General features: G+C 66.5%; 12 protein-coding genes and 1 pseudogene. 3 read left to right on the top strand and 10 right to left on the bottom strand.

The features are described 5' to 3' along the window. Positions 1 to 136: 136 nt before the first annotated feature. The 6 genes and pseudogenes from BMZ47_RS16955 to BMZ47_RS28985 form a co-directional block, all read right to left on the bottom strand. Positions 137 to 937, bottom strand: a pseudogene (locus tag BMZ47_RS16955) (IS5 family transposase). A 448-nt stretch (positions 938 to 1,385) separates the two neighbouring features. Continuing rightward, complete coding sequence (locus BMZ47_RS28075) at positions 1,386 to 1,925, bottom strand: class I SAM-dependent methyltransferase (RefSeq protein WP_139221010.1); 540 nt, start codon at positions 1,923 to 1,925, stop codon at positions 1,386 to 1,388. Between the two features lie 144 nt (positions 1,926 to 2,069). Next, a complete protein-coding gene (locus BMZ47_RS16950; RefSeq protein WP_208601063.1) occupies positions 2,070 to 2,630 on the bottom strand; it encodes a D-sedoheptulose-7-phosphate isomerase in 561 nt (186 codons plus the stop codon). Positions 2,631 to 2,990: 360 nt separating this feature from the next. Then, a complete protein-coding gene (locus BMZ47_RS16945; RefSeq protein ID WP_091863517.1) occupies positions 2,991 to 3,992 on the bottom strand; it encodes a GHMP family kinase ATP-binding protein in 1,002 nt (333 codons plus the stop codon). Positions 3,993 to 4,010: 18 nt separating this feature from the next. Then, positions 4,011 to 5,909, bottom strand: coding sequence for an HAD-IIIA family hydrolase (locus BMZ47_RS16940; protein ID WP_091863516.1), 1,899 nt, complete (start codon positions 5,907 to 5,909; stop codon positions 4,011 to 4,013). A gap of 10 nt (positions 5,910 to 5,919) precedes the next feature. Continuing rightward, positions 5,920 to 6,873, bottom strand: coding sequence for an NAD-dependent epimerase/dehydratase family protein (locus BMZ47_RS28985; RefSeq protein ID WP_244536847.1), 954 nt, complete (start codon positions 6,871 to 6,873; stop codon positions 5,920 to 5,922). Positions 6,874 to 7,322: 449 nt separating this feature from the next. On the opposite strand from BMZ47_RS28985, the gene BMZ47_RS16930 reads away from it, so the two are divergent. Further along, positions 7,323 to 8,186: an outer membrane protein gene (locus BMZ47_RS16930; RefSeq protein WP_091863514.1), complete on the top strand. Its 864-nt coding sequence runs from the start codon at positions 7,323 to 7,325 to the stop codon at positions 8,184 to 8,186. An 814-nt stretch (positions 8,187 to 9,000) separates the two neighbouring features. On the opposite strand, the gene BMZ47_RS16920 is transcribed toward BMZ47_RS16930, so the two are convergent. Then, the gene (locus BMZ47_RS16920; RefSeq protein ID WP_007563401.1) at positions 9,001 to 9,549 is read right to left on the bottom strand and encodes an HNH endonuclease; all 549 of its coding nucleotides are present in this window, start codon (positions 9,547 to 9,549) and stop codon (positions 9,001 to 9,003) included. Between the two features lie 622 nt (positions 9,550 to 10,171). On the opposite strand from BMZ47_RS16920, the gene BMZ47_RS16915 reads away from it, so the two are divergent. After that, complete coding sequence (locus BMZ47_RS16915) at positions 10,172 to 12,880, top strand: DUF3772 domain-containing protein (protein ID WP_091863512.1); 2,709 nt, start codon at positions 10,172 to 10,174, stop codon at positions 12,878 to 12,880. A gap of 14 nt (positions 12,881 to 12,894) precedes the next feature. Here the strand turns inward: BMZ47_RS16915 and BMZ47_RS16910 are convergent, their stop codons facing one another. After that, positions 12,895 to 13,272 carry an HVO_A0114 family putative DNA-binding protein gene (locus BMZ47_RS16910; RefSeq protein WP_007563405.1) on the bottom strand — a complete coding sequence of 126 codons (378 nt, stop codon included), beginning with the start codon at positions 13,270 to 13,272 and terminating at the stop codon, positions 12,895 to 12,897. Next, positions 13,269 to 13,568 carry a toxin-antitoxin system TumE family protein gene (locus tag BMZ47_RS16905; protein WP_007563406.1) on the bottom strand — a complete coding sequence of 100 codons (300 nt, stop codon included), beginning with the start codon at positions 13,566 to 13,568 and terminating at the stop codon, positions 13,269 to 13,271. The genes BMZ47_RS16910 and BMZ47_RS16905 overlap by 4 nt, the downstream gene beginning before the upstream one ends. Positions 13,569 to 13,715: 147 nt before the next feature. Here BMZ47_RS16905 and BMZ47_RS16900 point away from each other — a divergent pair, with 147 nt between their 5' ends. Then, positions 13,716 to 14,225 carry a CAP domain-containing protein gene (locus BMZ47_RS16900; protein ID WP_208601062.1) on the top strand — a complete coding sequence of 170 codons (510 nt, stop codon included), beginning with the start codon at positions 13,716 to 13,718 and terminating at the stop codon, positions 14,223 to 14,225. Positions 14,226 to 14,230: 5 nt separating this feature from the next. On the opposite strand, the gene BMZ47_RS16895 is transcribed toward BMZ47_RS16900, so the two are convergent. Beyond that, entirely contained in the window at positions 14,231 to 15,064 is an 834-nt protein-coding gene (locus BMZ47_RS16895; RefSeq protein WP_007563408.1) for an OmpA/MotB family protein, read from the bottom strand.

Below are 15,064 nucleotides of genomic sequence, written 5' to 3'. Positions count from 1 at the left end.
GTCAGATCCGTGAGTTGGAGCCGCGCCCGATCGGAGAGATCGGGCGCGGCTTTCTGTGGTGGCTGTGGAGATTGTTCATCCGCGGGTGCCAACGAAGCATTGGCCGCGAAGCCTGCGACCTAGGGTCTAGACTCGATCAGCACCAGAAGGCGACGACGGCAACCAGCGCGACGGCTGAGGCGTAGTTGCGGGCAAGCTTGTCGTATCGAGTTGCGATGCGGCGGAAGTCCTTGAGGCGGTTGAAGGTCGCCCTCATCCTGAGCCTGTCGAAGGACGATCCGCCACCGCTCCCGATAGCAGGGCCTGTCATGGCGAATCTTCCGCTTGCGGCCGCGCTTGCCCGGGATGATCGGCATGATGCCGCTTCTGCGTAGGTCAGCGCGCAGCCAATCAGCGTCGTAGCCTTTGTCGGCGCTCAGGCGGCGGCTCCGGCCTGGTGCCTCGGCCAGGACGGTCGGAGCGGCGGTGACATCGCTGGCGTTGCCGGGCGTCAGCAGGAGCACGCCGGGCCGGCCGAGGACATCGGTGAGCGCATGGACCTTGGTCGTCTGGCCGCCGCGCGTCCTTCGACAAGCTCAGGATGAGGGGCCCGATGGCCTGAGCCTGCGCCCCCCTTTCCCGCCGTGCGCCGAGCGATGCGCGCGCACGTAGGTGCTGTCGATGGCGGCCGCCTCGCCCGACCAGCCGGCCTTGGCCAGGGCCGCCAACATCGCCTTCCAGAAGCCACGCCGGACCAGCGGTTGAAGCGGTTGTAGACGGTCGTGCGAGGCCCATACGCGGCGGGGCAGTCACGCCAGCGGCAGCCCGAGGTGAGCACATGCAGGATGCCGGAGATGATCTGCCGGTCGTCCTTCCGCTCCGGTCCGGGCTGATCCTTGGGCATGAACGGGGCCATCACCGCCCACTGCTCATCCGAGAGCCAGAACAGGTCCGCCATCGCCGCCTCCACGCTGCAAACGGCGGCCCGGAATCATAAAACCAAATACCCCCCAATGGCTTGGTTCGGTTCACACCCTAGCATCGATCCCACGTCGATGGGCGCATGCGAAGGCGGCATACCCTCATATCCCGGATGGGCGCGGTGGGACTATTGTTTGATGCCCCTTCACGCGCAAGGAACGGCGATGCGCGCGATCCATCAAACGCCATCCCCTGATACGGCCCCCCAAATGGAAGATACGGCCGCCCTCGGGAAGCCGACCCGGTTTACTTATCGCAGCTTCTGGCGGAACCCGGACGACGCAGGCCTGGAATCGCTTCGCAAATAGGAAAATCATCCCCTTGGCGAACTCTGGCACATCCAATCCGGCTTATACGGCAAGCTTCAACCGATTCTCGTCCAACCGTGCCCTGGAAGGAACAGAACATTCAACGTCAGGCCAGCTTCATGCTCGCGTCTGACAATAAAGGTGCGCATCTTGAGGGCGGGACATGCGACGCCGAGCGATGCTGCGTTCTTGAAATGGCTGCAGGCCGTATTTTATTTCCGTAAACCCAGCTTGGTTCAGAGCTTGATCGAGTTTTTCCCGATACCATCCGGACTTGTGCTCATCGCCCGGCCAACGCTGCCAGCCGTACAGAGTGCAGAAAACATGATCGATCGAAAACGGGATTTCTTTTCCCTCAAAATGGTCGACGACGTATCGGCACCAGGCTGGAATGTCGGGGACGTCGAATAGGAAGATGCCCCCCGGCTCGAGTAACCTGCGTACCTTGTCGAGCGTCATGCTGAACTGCTGGTAAGTCAGATGTTCCATCAAGCCGAGCGCGATAACCTCTTGCATGGAATGGTCCGGAAGGTCGATTTCCCAGGGATTTCCTACGATATCAACGCCATCGAAAGGGTTTATATCGTTGTGCAAGTATCCCGGCGTTTGGTTGACTCCGCAGCCAAGCTCAAGCTTCTTGGGATTTATTTCACTCAAGGTCTATTTATCCTTAACTTGGGCGTCGCGATATGAAACTGGAACGACCGATGTATCTACACATCGGGCAGCTCGGCGCGAAACGGCGTCATGCGATATAAAATCAGTTTCCTACTGTGTTTAGAAACATGATCGCTCCTAGGACTAACCCTCAGTTCGGCAGAGAGCCTGCATGACGATATGTCCGAAGATGGCGTGAACATCTTCAGCGATCTGCATGTCGTTGACTTGCGCCCAGACGACGTGCTTGGCGAGTGGTTTCACCTTGCCACCGGAATATCCCACCAAGCCGAGCGTCTCGCAGCCAATCTCGTTGGCGTAGCGCACGGCACGAACGACGTTCTCCGAATTGCCGCTGCCGGAGATGGCGACCACGAGATCCTGCGGGGTGGCGATATTGCGGAGTTGCTCGACGAACACGTCGGCATAGGACACATCGTTCGCGTAGGCCGTCACGATACCCATGTTGTCGATCAGGCTCCGCCCGCGAAAAGGCCGCCGCGTGGCCTCGAACACGCCCTTGCTCCAGTCGGTTGCGAAGTGGAGCGCCGTGATGGCGCTACCGCCATTGCCGAGCGTGATGATCTGCCCTCCTGCCTGCCAGACACCGCGGATGACCTCGATCGCCTGATCGAGCTCCCGGGCGTTCAGCGCCCCGAGGATCGTGGTCAGTCGTCCGAGGTAATCGGAGGCGAACGAACCCACGGCCGTGACCTGGGGCTGGCTTAGCCAAGCATTCGCGTACGTCATTGAGATCTTACTAGGAAGCAAGAGTTCACGGGAGCGCCTCTCTGAACTTCAGAGCGAACACGCTCGGCCGCCCATCAAAGCATTGATTCCTCTGTGCTCGCAAGCATGTGTATTTTCATGCGCGAGGTTGCAGCTGATCCCTGCCTGCTACGCAGCTTGACGGACATTAGACGGTTGATGGATCGCAAATCAACCGATTCGATTTGGGGTGCGAGAAATTGTTATCGAATAAACAGTGATATTTCGCTCCAAATACGAGTGGAGTTTAGTCGATTAAATGAAAGGGAAGTCAGATTTACAAATTATAAACCAGCATTATTCATGATTATTTGTATTAGGATTGTAGAAAATGATCCGACTGCCTAGCTGTTCGAAGCGGAACCAGACCTGCCGCAGGTGGCTCAGAGCTTCGGCGATCGCGGGATGCCGATCCTCGGGCGCGTAGAACATCAGGAAGCCCCCGGCGCCTGCTCCCAGGATCTTCCCGCCCAGGGCGCCGGCCTGCTTCCCCAGCACGTACCACGCGTCGATCTCCGCCGAGCTGACACCGCTGCTCAGCGTCCTCTTCAGGTTCCAGTTGTCGTCCAGGATCTCCCCGAAGGCGTCGAGGCTGCCGCGCTGCAACTCGTCCCGCAGCTGATAGGCGAGCTCGACCATGCGGATCAGCGCCCCGCGCTTGGCCTGGTCGCTCACCACGGCCTGCGCTTGCTCCTTGAGGATGCCCGATGCACTGCGGGTGATGCCGGTGTAGAATACGATGATGCGCCGCTCGAGGGCTTGGCGCTGGGCCGCCGGCATGATGATTGGCGACACGAGCACGCTGTCGTCGGCCTTAAACTCGATGAGGTTCAAGCCGCCATAGGCGGCCGCATACTGGTCCTGCTTGCCGATCGGCGCGCCGCAGCGCTCGATCTCGATCTCCGAGCTCAGGCGCCCCAGGTCGTCGGCAGAGATGTGCCGGCCTAGATAGGCGCTGACCGCGTTCAGAAGTCCGACGGTGAAAGTGCTTGAGGAGCCGAGGCCGGTTCCCCGCGACGGGATGTCGGCGATCGTCGTGATCTCGACCCCGCCGGTGAGGTTGAGGCACTCGAAGGTCGCGCGCACGAGCCGGTGCTCGATCTCATCGACCGACTCGACCTCCTCTGTCTTCGAGTAGGCGAGGCGGATGCCGCCGTCGAACTTGCGGTTGATGTTGACGTACACGTACTTGTCGATCGCGGTGCTCAGGACCGCACCCCCGTGTCGACGGTAGAAGTCCGGCATGTCGCTGCCGCCACCGACGAAACTCATACGCAGGGGTGTTCGGCTGATGATCATGACGGTGCGGTCGCGGAGTCAGGAGAAGCAGGGGTCGAGGATGAGCCGCAGGCCGGCGCCGCGGCCCGCCCGCTCGACAAGCGGGATCTCGTCGCGCTGGCGCGCGGCATAGACGGCGGCAGCTTCGTCGCGGTCGGCGAGCCCGCGGTCCATCAGGTCGGCGATCACGCGGGCTTGGCGGCCGGCCTCTCCGGTTCCGAGATGGATCGTCAGCACGCGACGGTCCGTTTCGAGGGGGAGCATCAGGGCCGGGACGCCTTCGAGAATCACCACCGTGTCCGCCCGCAGGCCGACCGACTCTCCGGGGCAGCGCAGGCGCCGTCGCCTGTCGTAATAGGGCAGGTCGATCTCGGTCGCGCCGCCCTCGAGCCAGGGCTCCAGGGCGGCGGTTGCCGCGGCGACGTCGAAACGGCCGAGCACGGCCTCCGTCCGTTCCGCCTCCGGTCTGATCCAGGAATCGAGCGGCAGTACGCGGGCGTCGTGGCCGGCACGGCGAAGCTCATGCGCCAGAACCGCCGCCACCGTCGACTTGCCCGAGCGGGCTGGACCGCCGATGCAGATGATGTCTCCCGGTCGCGCCCCGTCCACGAGGGCAGCCGTCTCCGCGACGAGCCTCGGATGGATGTCGAGGATAAACGTGGCCGCGGCGGCGATGTCAGGCACGGTGAAGTCCGGGCGGACCCGGTACTTGCCGTCGCGCCCGCCCTCACCGGTCAACACGAGGATCGAGCGGACGCCGGCGTTGCGGGCCGCGCCGAGATCGCTCGTGCTGTCGCCGATCATCCATGAGCGCGCGAGATCGGCATTCAGATCCCGGGCGGCCTGAAGGATCAGCCCAGGCTGCGGCTTGCGACACGCACAGGCGACCTTCAGGGCACGAACCTCACCCGGAAATCCCGCATCCGGATGATGGGGGCAGACATAGAGGCGGTCGATGAAGGCGCCGGCTTCGCCCAGCGCCATGTCGAGCTTGGCGTGGATCGCGCGCAGGCCCTCCGGCGAGCACTCCCCGCGCGCGATCACGGGTTGGTTCGTCACCACGGCGATCCGTTGCTCGGCCTCGTTGAAGCGCCGCACAGCCTCCACCGCCCCAGGCAGCAGGACGAGATCCTCCGGCCGGCGCACGTAATCCCGCAACGCGTTGAGGGTGCCGTCTCGATCGACGAAGACGCAGGCCTGCGGCGTGCGGAGGCTCGCGCGCGCCACCACGCCGCTCCTGAGATGGGCATACACCGTGTCGAGCCGCTTCGGCGTCCCGAGGTCCTTGATGTATTCGAAGCTGTTGAAGCCTTGGAGGAACGCCCCCCGCTCCAGCAGGGCGGGAAAGAGATCTTGCCCGAAATCCGCCGGCGTCGGGAAGCTCCGCCAGCCGTCCAGAAGCCGCCTCTCGATGACGTAGAACGCCGCGTTAACGAGGTTCGGCCGTAGCGCACCGGGTGGGTGCGGTTTGGGCAGGAAGGCGGTGACGCGGCCATCCTGCACCGCGACGAGATCCGAGTCGGAGGGGTGGTCGTTGGGGTGAAGGAACAGCGTCGCGTCGGCACCCGCCTCCGCGTGCGCAGTCAGGAACCGATCGATGTCGATGTTGAAGAGCGTGTCCCCGTAGACGACGAGGAACCGGTCCGCGAGCCGATCGAGGCAGGCGAGCACTGCGCCGGCGGTGCCCCGAGGTACGCCGTCGTCGATCAGAGTCAGCCGGGCGAGGCCGAAATTCTTCCGCTCCCTGCAGAACGCTTCGATCTGGTCGGCCGCGTGGTTGACGAGGATGACGACGTCATCGACCCCGTAAGTCCGCAGGGTAACGATCTGGCGCTCCAGGAGGGGGACACCTGCGACGTCGACAAGGGGCTTCGGCCGGCCCTGGAGCCGTTCGGCGAGGCGCGTGCCCTTGCCTCCAGCGAGAATGACGGCCTGCATCGCGTGCGCCTCAGACGTCGCCGAGTTCTTGCGCGACGATCTGGTCGATCGCCCGTCGCACCGCCCCGATCGAGTCGCGCTGCGGACGCCAGCCGAGTTCGGCGAGCCGCTCCGTCGCGTACCGGAAGCGCGGCACATCGCCCACCCAGCCCCGTCCGCCCGTCCCGTAGCGGATCTCGGCGTCCGGCGAGACGCGGTCGCGCACCGCCTCGGCGATCGCGCGCACCGTGACCCCCTCATCGGGTGGGCCGATGTTGAAGACGTTGTAGCGGCCCCGCGCGTGCCCGGCGATGAACAGCATCGCGTCGACGAGTTCCTCGACGTGCAGATACGCCTTCCTCTGCGTGCCGTCGCCGAGCACGTCGAGGGTGCGCGGATTGGCTTTGAGCTTGTTGACGAAATCGATGAGCACGCCGTGCGTCGCCGGTACGCCCACGACGTTCGGGAACCGGAAGATGTTGGCTTGGGGCAGGAACGCCTCCACGGCGGCGCGGATCTGCGCCTCGGAGGCCAGCTTCATGGCGCCGTAATTCGAGATCGGCTCCAACGGCCCGATATCCTCGTGTATCACGGTCTCACCGCGATCCCCGTAGATCGCCGAACTCGATGCGAAATGGAGCGTGGGGATCGCGAACTCGCGCATCAGGACCAGCGTGTTGAACGTGGTCAGGAACGTCTGCTGGAGATCGATGCGCGGATCCGCGATGCCGGCTGGGATGTCGGAATTGGCGGCCAGATGCCAGATGGCGGCAGCGCCGTCGCCGACGGTGTCGTGCAGTGCAGCCCGGAAGGCCTGAAGATCGGCACAATCGACGATCGTTGAGCGAAAGCACGGCCGGTCCTGGAACGGCGCCCAGAAATCCGGCCGCCCGCGCGAAAGGTCATCCAACGCTAAAACTGTATGACCTAGTGATATGAGACGATGGATTAAATTTGTTGCAATAAATCCGGCACCGCCCGTCAATATATGGAGAGCCATGCCTTTAATTCCTTAAGGTCGTGCGATTATTTTTCGCCCAGACGTGCGCGAAATCAGCGTCAGGAGGTACGCTCTTCGCTTTGCAGGATGCGCGCAATTTGCCGGTGTTGGCCACTTACTGGCAAACAGCAGCGAACTCAACTGCCGGACCGGATCCGGCGAGCGCCACGACGCGCCGATCCACATGGGATGACACGGGCGCGAACACCCTTACGCGCCGTCCCCCGTCTGCGGGAGGCACCGAGCAAGCCCGGGATGCCTCCGGGAACGTGTCCGACGTCGCGCGATGTAGACCGACGGACCGCCGACAATGCCTCTGCAGCAGAATTGAGACCCGAAGACCCATATCAGGCAACGGATGGTTAAGGTTACCCGATTATCCCTATGTCGAGGTTCGATCCGCCGTACGTCGCTTCAGTTCCAGGACGATCCCGATGCGTACCGTCACCTTTCCGCTGCTGGCGGTCCTCGGTCTTAGCGGTGTCAACATCGCCCGGGCCGCCGACCTCGATTACGATTACCTGCGCGGAGCCGAGTACGACCCGATTCCCGCTGCGGTCCCGGTGATCGACTGGAGCGGCGTCTATGTCGGCGGCCATGGCGGCTACACCTCGGCGGCGCTCGGCTTCAAGAACGCGCTCTCGCCGATGGTCTATGGTCGCTCGCACGATTCGACCGCCGAGACGGACTTCGGTGCCTCGGGCCTGCTGAGCCCGCCCTCGAAGCGAGTCGGCTCCGCAAGCTTCGGTGGTTATACCGGCTACAACGTCCAATACGGCAGCTTCGTCTTCGGCATCGAGGGCGACTACACGAATTTCGGCCGCCTGGGCTATTCCGGCGACAGCATCAGTCGCACGAAGACCAATTCGCTGGGCCTGCAGGAGACGCTTGCGCTGAACGGGACGTCGGCCACACGGATCAACGATTACGGGACGCTGCGGGCCCGCCTCGGCTACGCCATCGACAGCCTCATGCCGTATGTCACGGGCGGCGTCGCGATCGGCCGCGCCCGCGTCGCGGACTCGCTCAGCTACTCCGATTCCGGATTCGACGTCAGCGCGTACAACGCCACCCTGGCCGGGACGCCCACCTACGTCAATCGGTTCAACACCGCGTATTACGAGCAGCGGTCGCGGACGAAGGTCGTCGCGGGCGTCGCGCTGGGGGCCGGCATCGAATACGCGATCACGCCGAACATTCTCCTGCGCGCCGAGTATCAATACGTGCTGTTCGACAGCTTCGACGGCCACAAGGTCAACTTGAACACCGTCCGGGCCGGCGCCGCCATCAAGTTCTGATGCCGCCCCTCCGCGGGAGTCTATCGATGCGCGCTCGTCGCACCGTCTTGGGGAGAAGGCCGTCTCGCCCAGTTCCCGATGTCGATCAGGATTGCGGGGTCCGGGTCGGACGCGGTTGCCAGCGCATGTCCCTGTAGAGATCGCCGACACGGCAGGAGAGGCCGGCCGACGGGATTTCAAGCCAGTCGTCTAGCTCCGTCAGGGTCTGGATCACCCATCCGTCCCGGGCGTCTCGGACATAAACCAGGACGGAAACACGGTCCTGTTCCGCCACGATGATGGCTTGGCAGGGGGGGCGCGCGATACAGCCGGACCTTGACGTCGATCCAGCGCTCACTGCGGATCGGGGTCAGATCCTCATCCGTCTTCGAGACGATTCCGGTGAGCAGGAAGGCGTCATCTGTGAAGCGTGCTTTGCTGATGACGGCATCGTTATCAACCACGGCGACGTTGGGCTCCGGCTTGTAGCTGCCATGCTTCTCCATGTCGGCGAGGATGGCTGGCGGCCATGGGAACTCGACTCCTGGCCTCTGAGCTGCGTAACGGCTGGCATCGTGCGCCCCAGGCGCGGCATTCAGGGGTTTTGCAGGTTCGTCGCAATGACGTTGTGCTCCAGCAGGGGAGGCGTCATCATGACTGGAACCCCTTCGATGAGTTCCTAACGCTCGTGATCTGGCCGGTCGGCCTGGAAGGCGCGGAACTCCGTCCCCGACATGCAGGACTGGCTCTCGAGGACTGCAAGAGGCATCGTGCACTTCTCCTCACCTGCGGCCGAGAGCCTCGTCGCGTCGAGACCTGATACGGATGCCCCGCCTTAGCTCTCCAGCTCGCTGTCCCAGTACAGGTAGTCGAGCCAGGTGTGGTGGTACTGGCGGTGGTCGAATTCGGGCTGCCGGTGGTGCAGCTCGTAGCGGGTCGGCCGGCGGGGCTCGGTCGCGAGCGGCATGTCGGCCTCCTGCGGCGTCCGGTTGGCCTTGCGCAGGTTGCAGGGCGAGCAGGCCGCCACGACGTTCTCCCAGCTCGACAGGCCGCCCCGGGAGCGCGGCACCACGTGATCGAAGGTCAGGCCGCCCGAGGGCAGCCGCAGGCCGCAATACTGGCAGCTGAAACCGTCGCGCAGGTAGATGTTGTAGCGGGTGAAGGCCGGGCTGCGGGCCAGCGTCACGTAGTTCTTCAGGGCTACCACGCTCGGCACCCGCAGCGCCCGCGAGGGCGAGCGGGCCTCGACGTCGTAGCTCGCCACCAGGGTGACGCGGTCGAGGAACAGGGCCGTGAAGGCGTCCTTCCACGACCAGAGCGAGAGCGGATTGTAGGAGAGCGGCCGATAATCCGCGTTCAGGACGAGGGTTTGGAGATCCATCATCGGCGCGACTCTTCGGACTATCTCTGACGCGTATAACGCGCGGGAACGCGCCGGCGCCCCACCGGCCCGTCCGACGCGGCCGCGGGCCGGTACAGGACGGGCCGGCGGACGGGACGTCGGCTCGGCGGGAGAGGCGGAAGGAGCAACAGGGCGGCGGGCCGGCGCGCGGTGACGCCAGTCGGTGCGGTAGCAACCGGAACGCGGCCGGGCCGGACCGGCATCGGCGCCGGCCGAACCCTTTCGCGTGACGACGAAAAGGCCCTGTCCATCTGGTGTTCATCTAATCCCACCGTGACAGCCTTGTGAAGCTCGTCCCTCAGGGTCCCGGGGACGCACCCACAACGGGTGCCGGGCGCGCCGGCCGGCGCGAGGGTGGGCAGGGGCACGGTTTCGCCCTATTGGAAGCCCACAGCGCCCGGCCTCGAGGGCCGTGCCCGAATCGCCCTGCGATCAGGCGCGCCCCTCAGGCTTCGATTCACGCGCTCGCCGACGCCGAACCGGCGTCCCCGCCGGTATCCCCCCGGCGGCGAGCGCTGGAGAAGGCCCGCGCGGTTCCCGACGACCGCCGGTCCGCCGATGCCGGGCTCCGACCGCGCCCGGCGCGCCCGACGAGAGGTAGCCTATGATCCGCACGCCCGTGCGCCCCCGGAAGCCGAACGGCGCGCCGCGCCGGCCCGCCGCGCTGGCCCTCCTGGCCGCGCTGATGCTGGGCATCCCGGCCGCCGCGCCGCCCGCATCCTGGGCCCAGGGCGAGGCGCCGGCCGGGCAGCACCCGGGGACCAAGCCCGCCGATGCCAAGCCCTCCGAGTCCAAGCCCGCGGACGCCAAGCCGGCCGACGCGAAGGCGCCCGACGCCAAGCCCGCGGCGCCGAAACCCGAGATGTCGGAGCAGCTCAAGGCGGTCCGGGCCCAGCTCGATGCCGCCAAGGCCGAGCTCGAGGCGCGCGAGAAGCAGCTGGGGCATCCCGACCTGACCGCCACCGACCTGGCGGCGATCCGCGATAGCGCCGGGACCGTCACCGAGGAGATCCGCGCGCTGATCACCCGGCTCGACGCGCCCCTCGAGGCGGCGCGCGAGCGGCTGGCGCAGCTCGGCCCGAAGCCCAAGGACACCCAGGAAAGCCCCGAGATCGCCGAGCAGCGCGTGGAGCGCGAGGCGGCGGTGACCCGCATCGACGAGACCCAGCGGCTCGCCCGCTCCCTGCTGGTGCAGGGCGACCAGATCATCGACCGGGTGTCGAACCGCCGGCGCGAATCGTTCACCCGCGACCTGTTCCAGCGCTCGCAGCCGCTGGTCAGCCCGGGCCTCTGGGCCAAGGTCATGGCCGACATACCGCGCGATACCCGCTCGCTGCAGAGCGCCGTGTCCGATATCGGGCTGCTATTCTCGCGCAACGGCAGCATGGGCAACCTGCTGTTCCTGGGGCTCGCCTTCGGGATCTCGGTCGCGCTGTATTTCGGCCGGCGCAACATCGCGCCCCGGGCCGCCCGCCGGGACGCCTCCGCCACCGAGCCGTCGCGCCGCGCCACCCTGCTGGCCGCCTGGCGGGTGATCCTGCTCGGCACGGTGCCGGCGGTGGCGGGTTCCTACGCGGTCTACTACGCGCTCGACGCCACCAACCTGCTGCCGTCCCGGCTGCTGCCGGTGGCCGCCGCGATCCTGGGCGGGCTGGCCTTCATCGCCTTCGTCGAGGCCCTGTGCGACGGGTTGCTGAGCCCCGACAAGCCGGCCTGGCGCCCCGCCCCGGTCGGCGACGCGGCCGCCACCCGGCTCACGCGCCTGGCCGTCGGCATCGCCACGGTGATCACCGTGGTGAAATCCGTGGAGGCGCTCAATTCCGGCATCTCGGCGGCGCTGCCGATCTCGATCGCGACCCGCGGCCTCGGCGCCGTGGCCACCGCGCTGATCCTGGCGGTCGGCCTCCACCGCTTCGCCGATACCGAGCAGGAGGAAGAGGCCTGTTTCGGCCCCTACGTGCCGACCAAGACCACCACGGGCATCGGCGGCCCAGCCCGGCTCCTCGGCTGGGCCGGGGTCGCGCTGATCGGGCTCGGCGCGCTCGTCGGCTACGTCGCCTTCGCGGCCTTCCTGATCGACCAGCTGATCTGGGCCGCGGGCGTGCTCGTGCTGCTCTACCTGCTGGTCCAGAGCGTCGACACCTTCATCGGCCGCGCGCTCACCGACGAGACCCGGCTCGCCACCGCGCTCCAGGCCAATACCGGCCTGCGCAAGCGCTCGCTGAACCAGATCTCGGTCCTGGCGACCGGGGCCGCCCGGGTCGTGCTGATGCTGGTGGCGGCGCTGCTCGTGCTGGCGCCCTGGGGGCTCGATTCCACCGACATCGTCTCGTCGATCCGGCAGGCCTTCTTCGGCTTCAAGGTCGGCGACGTGACGATCTCGCTGTCGAGCATCGCCTTCGGCATCGGCATCCTGGTGCTCGGCGTGTTCGTCACCCGGGCGGTGCAGCGCTGGTTGGAACAGACCTACCTGCCCGCCACCGACCTCGATGCCGGCCTGCGCAACTCGATCACCACGATCGCGGGCTATTGCGGCTTCCTGCTCTCCCTGGCGCTCGCCTTCTCGTATCTCGGCCTGAGCCTGGAGAAGCTGACCATCGTGGCCGGCGCCCTGTCGGTCGGTATCGGTTTCGGCCTGCAGTCGATCGTCAACAACTTCGTCTCCGGCCTGCTGCTCCTGTGGGAGCGCCCGATCCGGGTCGGCGACCAGGTGGTGATCGGCGATTCGGAGGGCATCGTGAAGCGCATCTCGGTGCGCTCCACCGAGATCCAGACCTTCGACCGCTCGGCCGTGATCGTGCCGAACTCGAACCTGATTTCCGGGGTGGTCAAGAACCGCGTGCGCGGCGACCGTTCGGGCCGGGTCAGCATCACGGTCAGCGTCCTGCGAAACCAGGACCCGGTGCGGGCCGCCGAGATGATCGTCGGCTGCGCCCAGGCCCATGCCGACGTGCTGAAGGACCCGGCGCCCCGGGTGGTGTTCAAGAAGATCGGCGACCCGTTCCTGGAATTCGAGCTGCTGGTCTGGATCGTCGATGTCAGCCTCGGCCTGAAGGTCCAGACCGACCTGAACTACGCGGTGTTCGCCACCCTGTCGGGCGCGGGCTTCATCCCGCCGCTCGGCCCCGGCGCAAGCATCGTCACCGTGCAGGGCTTCGAGACGATGCAGGCCGCCATGGGCGAGATCGCGAGCCGGTTCGGCCAGGCCGCGCCCGCCCCCGGGCCTCAGGAGCCGAAGGAGATCCCGGAGCCCCAGGAGGCGCCGCCGTCCCAGCCGCAGCGCGACCGCGGCCTCCGGAGCGCCGGGGGTTGACGGGGGAGTGCGTCTCAGCGCGTCGCGCGCTGAGACGGCCGCAGATCGAGATGCGCGCGCGCGCCGTCGGCGGCGAGCATCACCTGCCTGCCCCTGCGCGTCAGCAGGCCGGCTCGCTCCAGCGCGGTGACGTCGTCATGCACGCGCCGGTAGTTCCGGCGAAGCGATCCGGCCAACGCATTGATCGATTCGGCAGGGCCTCCGGTCAGGGCCTCCAGGAGCGCGATGCGGGCCGGCGAGAAGGTCTTGAGGAAGGCGGACCAGTTCTCGAAGGTGACGATCCGCTCAGGCTGCGGCGCCTCGCCGGCCTCGGCACGCCGCACGGCCGTGAGGAAGCGATCCCGCATGTCCTCGACGGATCCGCCGATGACGTATGTCACCTCGTCGCTCATAGTTGGCCTCCGCGCAGAGTCCCGACCTCGGTCAGAAAGTCGTCCAGCAGCTTTTCGTAGGTGGTGAACCGGTACGGAGTTTCCACGTCGCCGCGGTGGACGTGATCGCCCTTCCCGGCTTCGTTGTCGTAGGCCAGGATCCGCAGGCCCTCGCGCCCGTAGAACAGCGAGTATTTGAGGCCGTGCGCCGAGCCGCGGACCCGGTTCGGCGGCTTGAGTTCCCAAAGCTTGAGCTGAAGAATGGAGCCGTCCGCGTAGACCTTCTTGGCATCGATCAGAAGCGTCGCACGCGGCATATGACATGAGATGGCATAGGCCTTCTATGGCGTAAAGCGTCTGATCGGGCCGGGCGATACGGTCAGAAGGTCCGGTCGCGCGATCGCCCGGGGCTCCCTATATGGGCCGGGCGTCCGAGCCGGATGCGCGAGCATGGATCTTCGAACGTGGGCGCACGCAACCTGAGACGAGGCTTCTGGGCGGCGGCCTGCATCCCGGCGCTGGCGCTGCTCGGCGCCTGCGCCACCGAGGCGCCGACCACGGCGGCGCTGCCGAGCATCTACCTGCCGCTGGCCAGCCAGGCCGCCCATGTCGACACCGACGCCGCCCGGGACATGATCTCGTCCTATCGCCGCAACCGCGGTGCGGGGCCGCTCACGGTCGATCCCGAGCTGCAGCGTCTGGCCGAGGCCGAGGCGGCCGCCATGGCGGTCGCCGACCGGCCGAGCAAGGCGCAGACCGTGAAGGCCGCGGTCGGGCGGCTCGGCTTCTCCGACGTCAACGCCAACCTGTCGGCCGGCTATCACACCCTGGCCGAGGCGTTCTCCGGCTGGCGCGAGAGCGCGCCGCACGACGCCACGATGCTCGACCCCCGGGCGACCCGGATGGGGATCGCCACCGCCTACGCGCCGGGCTCGAAATACAAGGTCTACTGGGCGCTGCTCACCGCCAAGTAGGCGCGCTACGGCAGCCCCTTCACGTTCGGCACCGGGGGCGCCTCCTTCAGCAGCGTCACCGTCACCCGGCGGTTGGCCGCGAGATAGGGGTTGTCGGGGAACATCGGCTCGGTGTCGGCCTTGCCGGAGACCGAGGCGAACCGGTCGTCCTGCACGCCCGCCCCGGCCAGGATCTCCCGCACGCTGATCGCCCGGCCGGCCGACAGCTCCCAGGGCGACACCGGCAGGCGCTGGCCCGGCCTTTCGGTGGCGGTAAAGCCCGTGATGGCGATGCGGTTGGGCATCTGCCGCAAGGCCGGGGCGAGCTTCTCCAGGAGGCGCCTCGTGCGCTCGTTCGGGCGGGTCGAGCCGTCCGGGAACATCGCGCGCCCGTCCTGGTCGACGATCGACAGTTCGAGACCCTGGTCGGTCCGGACGATCACGACGTTCTTCGACAGTTCGGCGATGTCCGGCATGTCCTGCAGCGCCTGCCGCAGGGAGGCCGCCGCGAGGCCGAAATTGTCCGGCTCGCCGGTCTCGGTCAGGCCGAACTCGCTGCTCTGGTCGCGCCGGGGCGGCGTCGTCCGGTCGGTGGCCTTCTCGGGCGGGATGCTGCGCAGGTACTTCACGTGGTCGGCGGCCGGCAGGCCCTCGGATTCGAGGATGCCGGCGAACTTCGATTCCTTGTTCACCCCGAAGGCGTCGCGCATCGAGCCGGCGACCACCTGCATCTTCTTCTGGTCCTGCGTCGAATAGGCCGCGACCATCACGAAGAAGCTCATCAGGAGCGCCATCAGGTCGGCGAAGGTCACGAACCAGCCATGGCCGCCATGCGCGCCGCCGCGCTTCCGTCTGGCCAT

The organism is Methylobacterium brachiatum (assembly GCF_900113845.1).
In the GTDB taxonomy this organism is placed as follows: Bacteria; Pseudomonadota; Alphaproteobacteria; order Rhizobiales; family Beijerinckiaceae; genus Methylobacterium; species Methylobacterium brachiatum.
The sequence above is the reverse complement of the archived record's forward strand: the minus strand, read 5'-3'. Positions and strand labels throughout refer to the sequence as shown.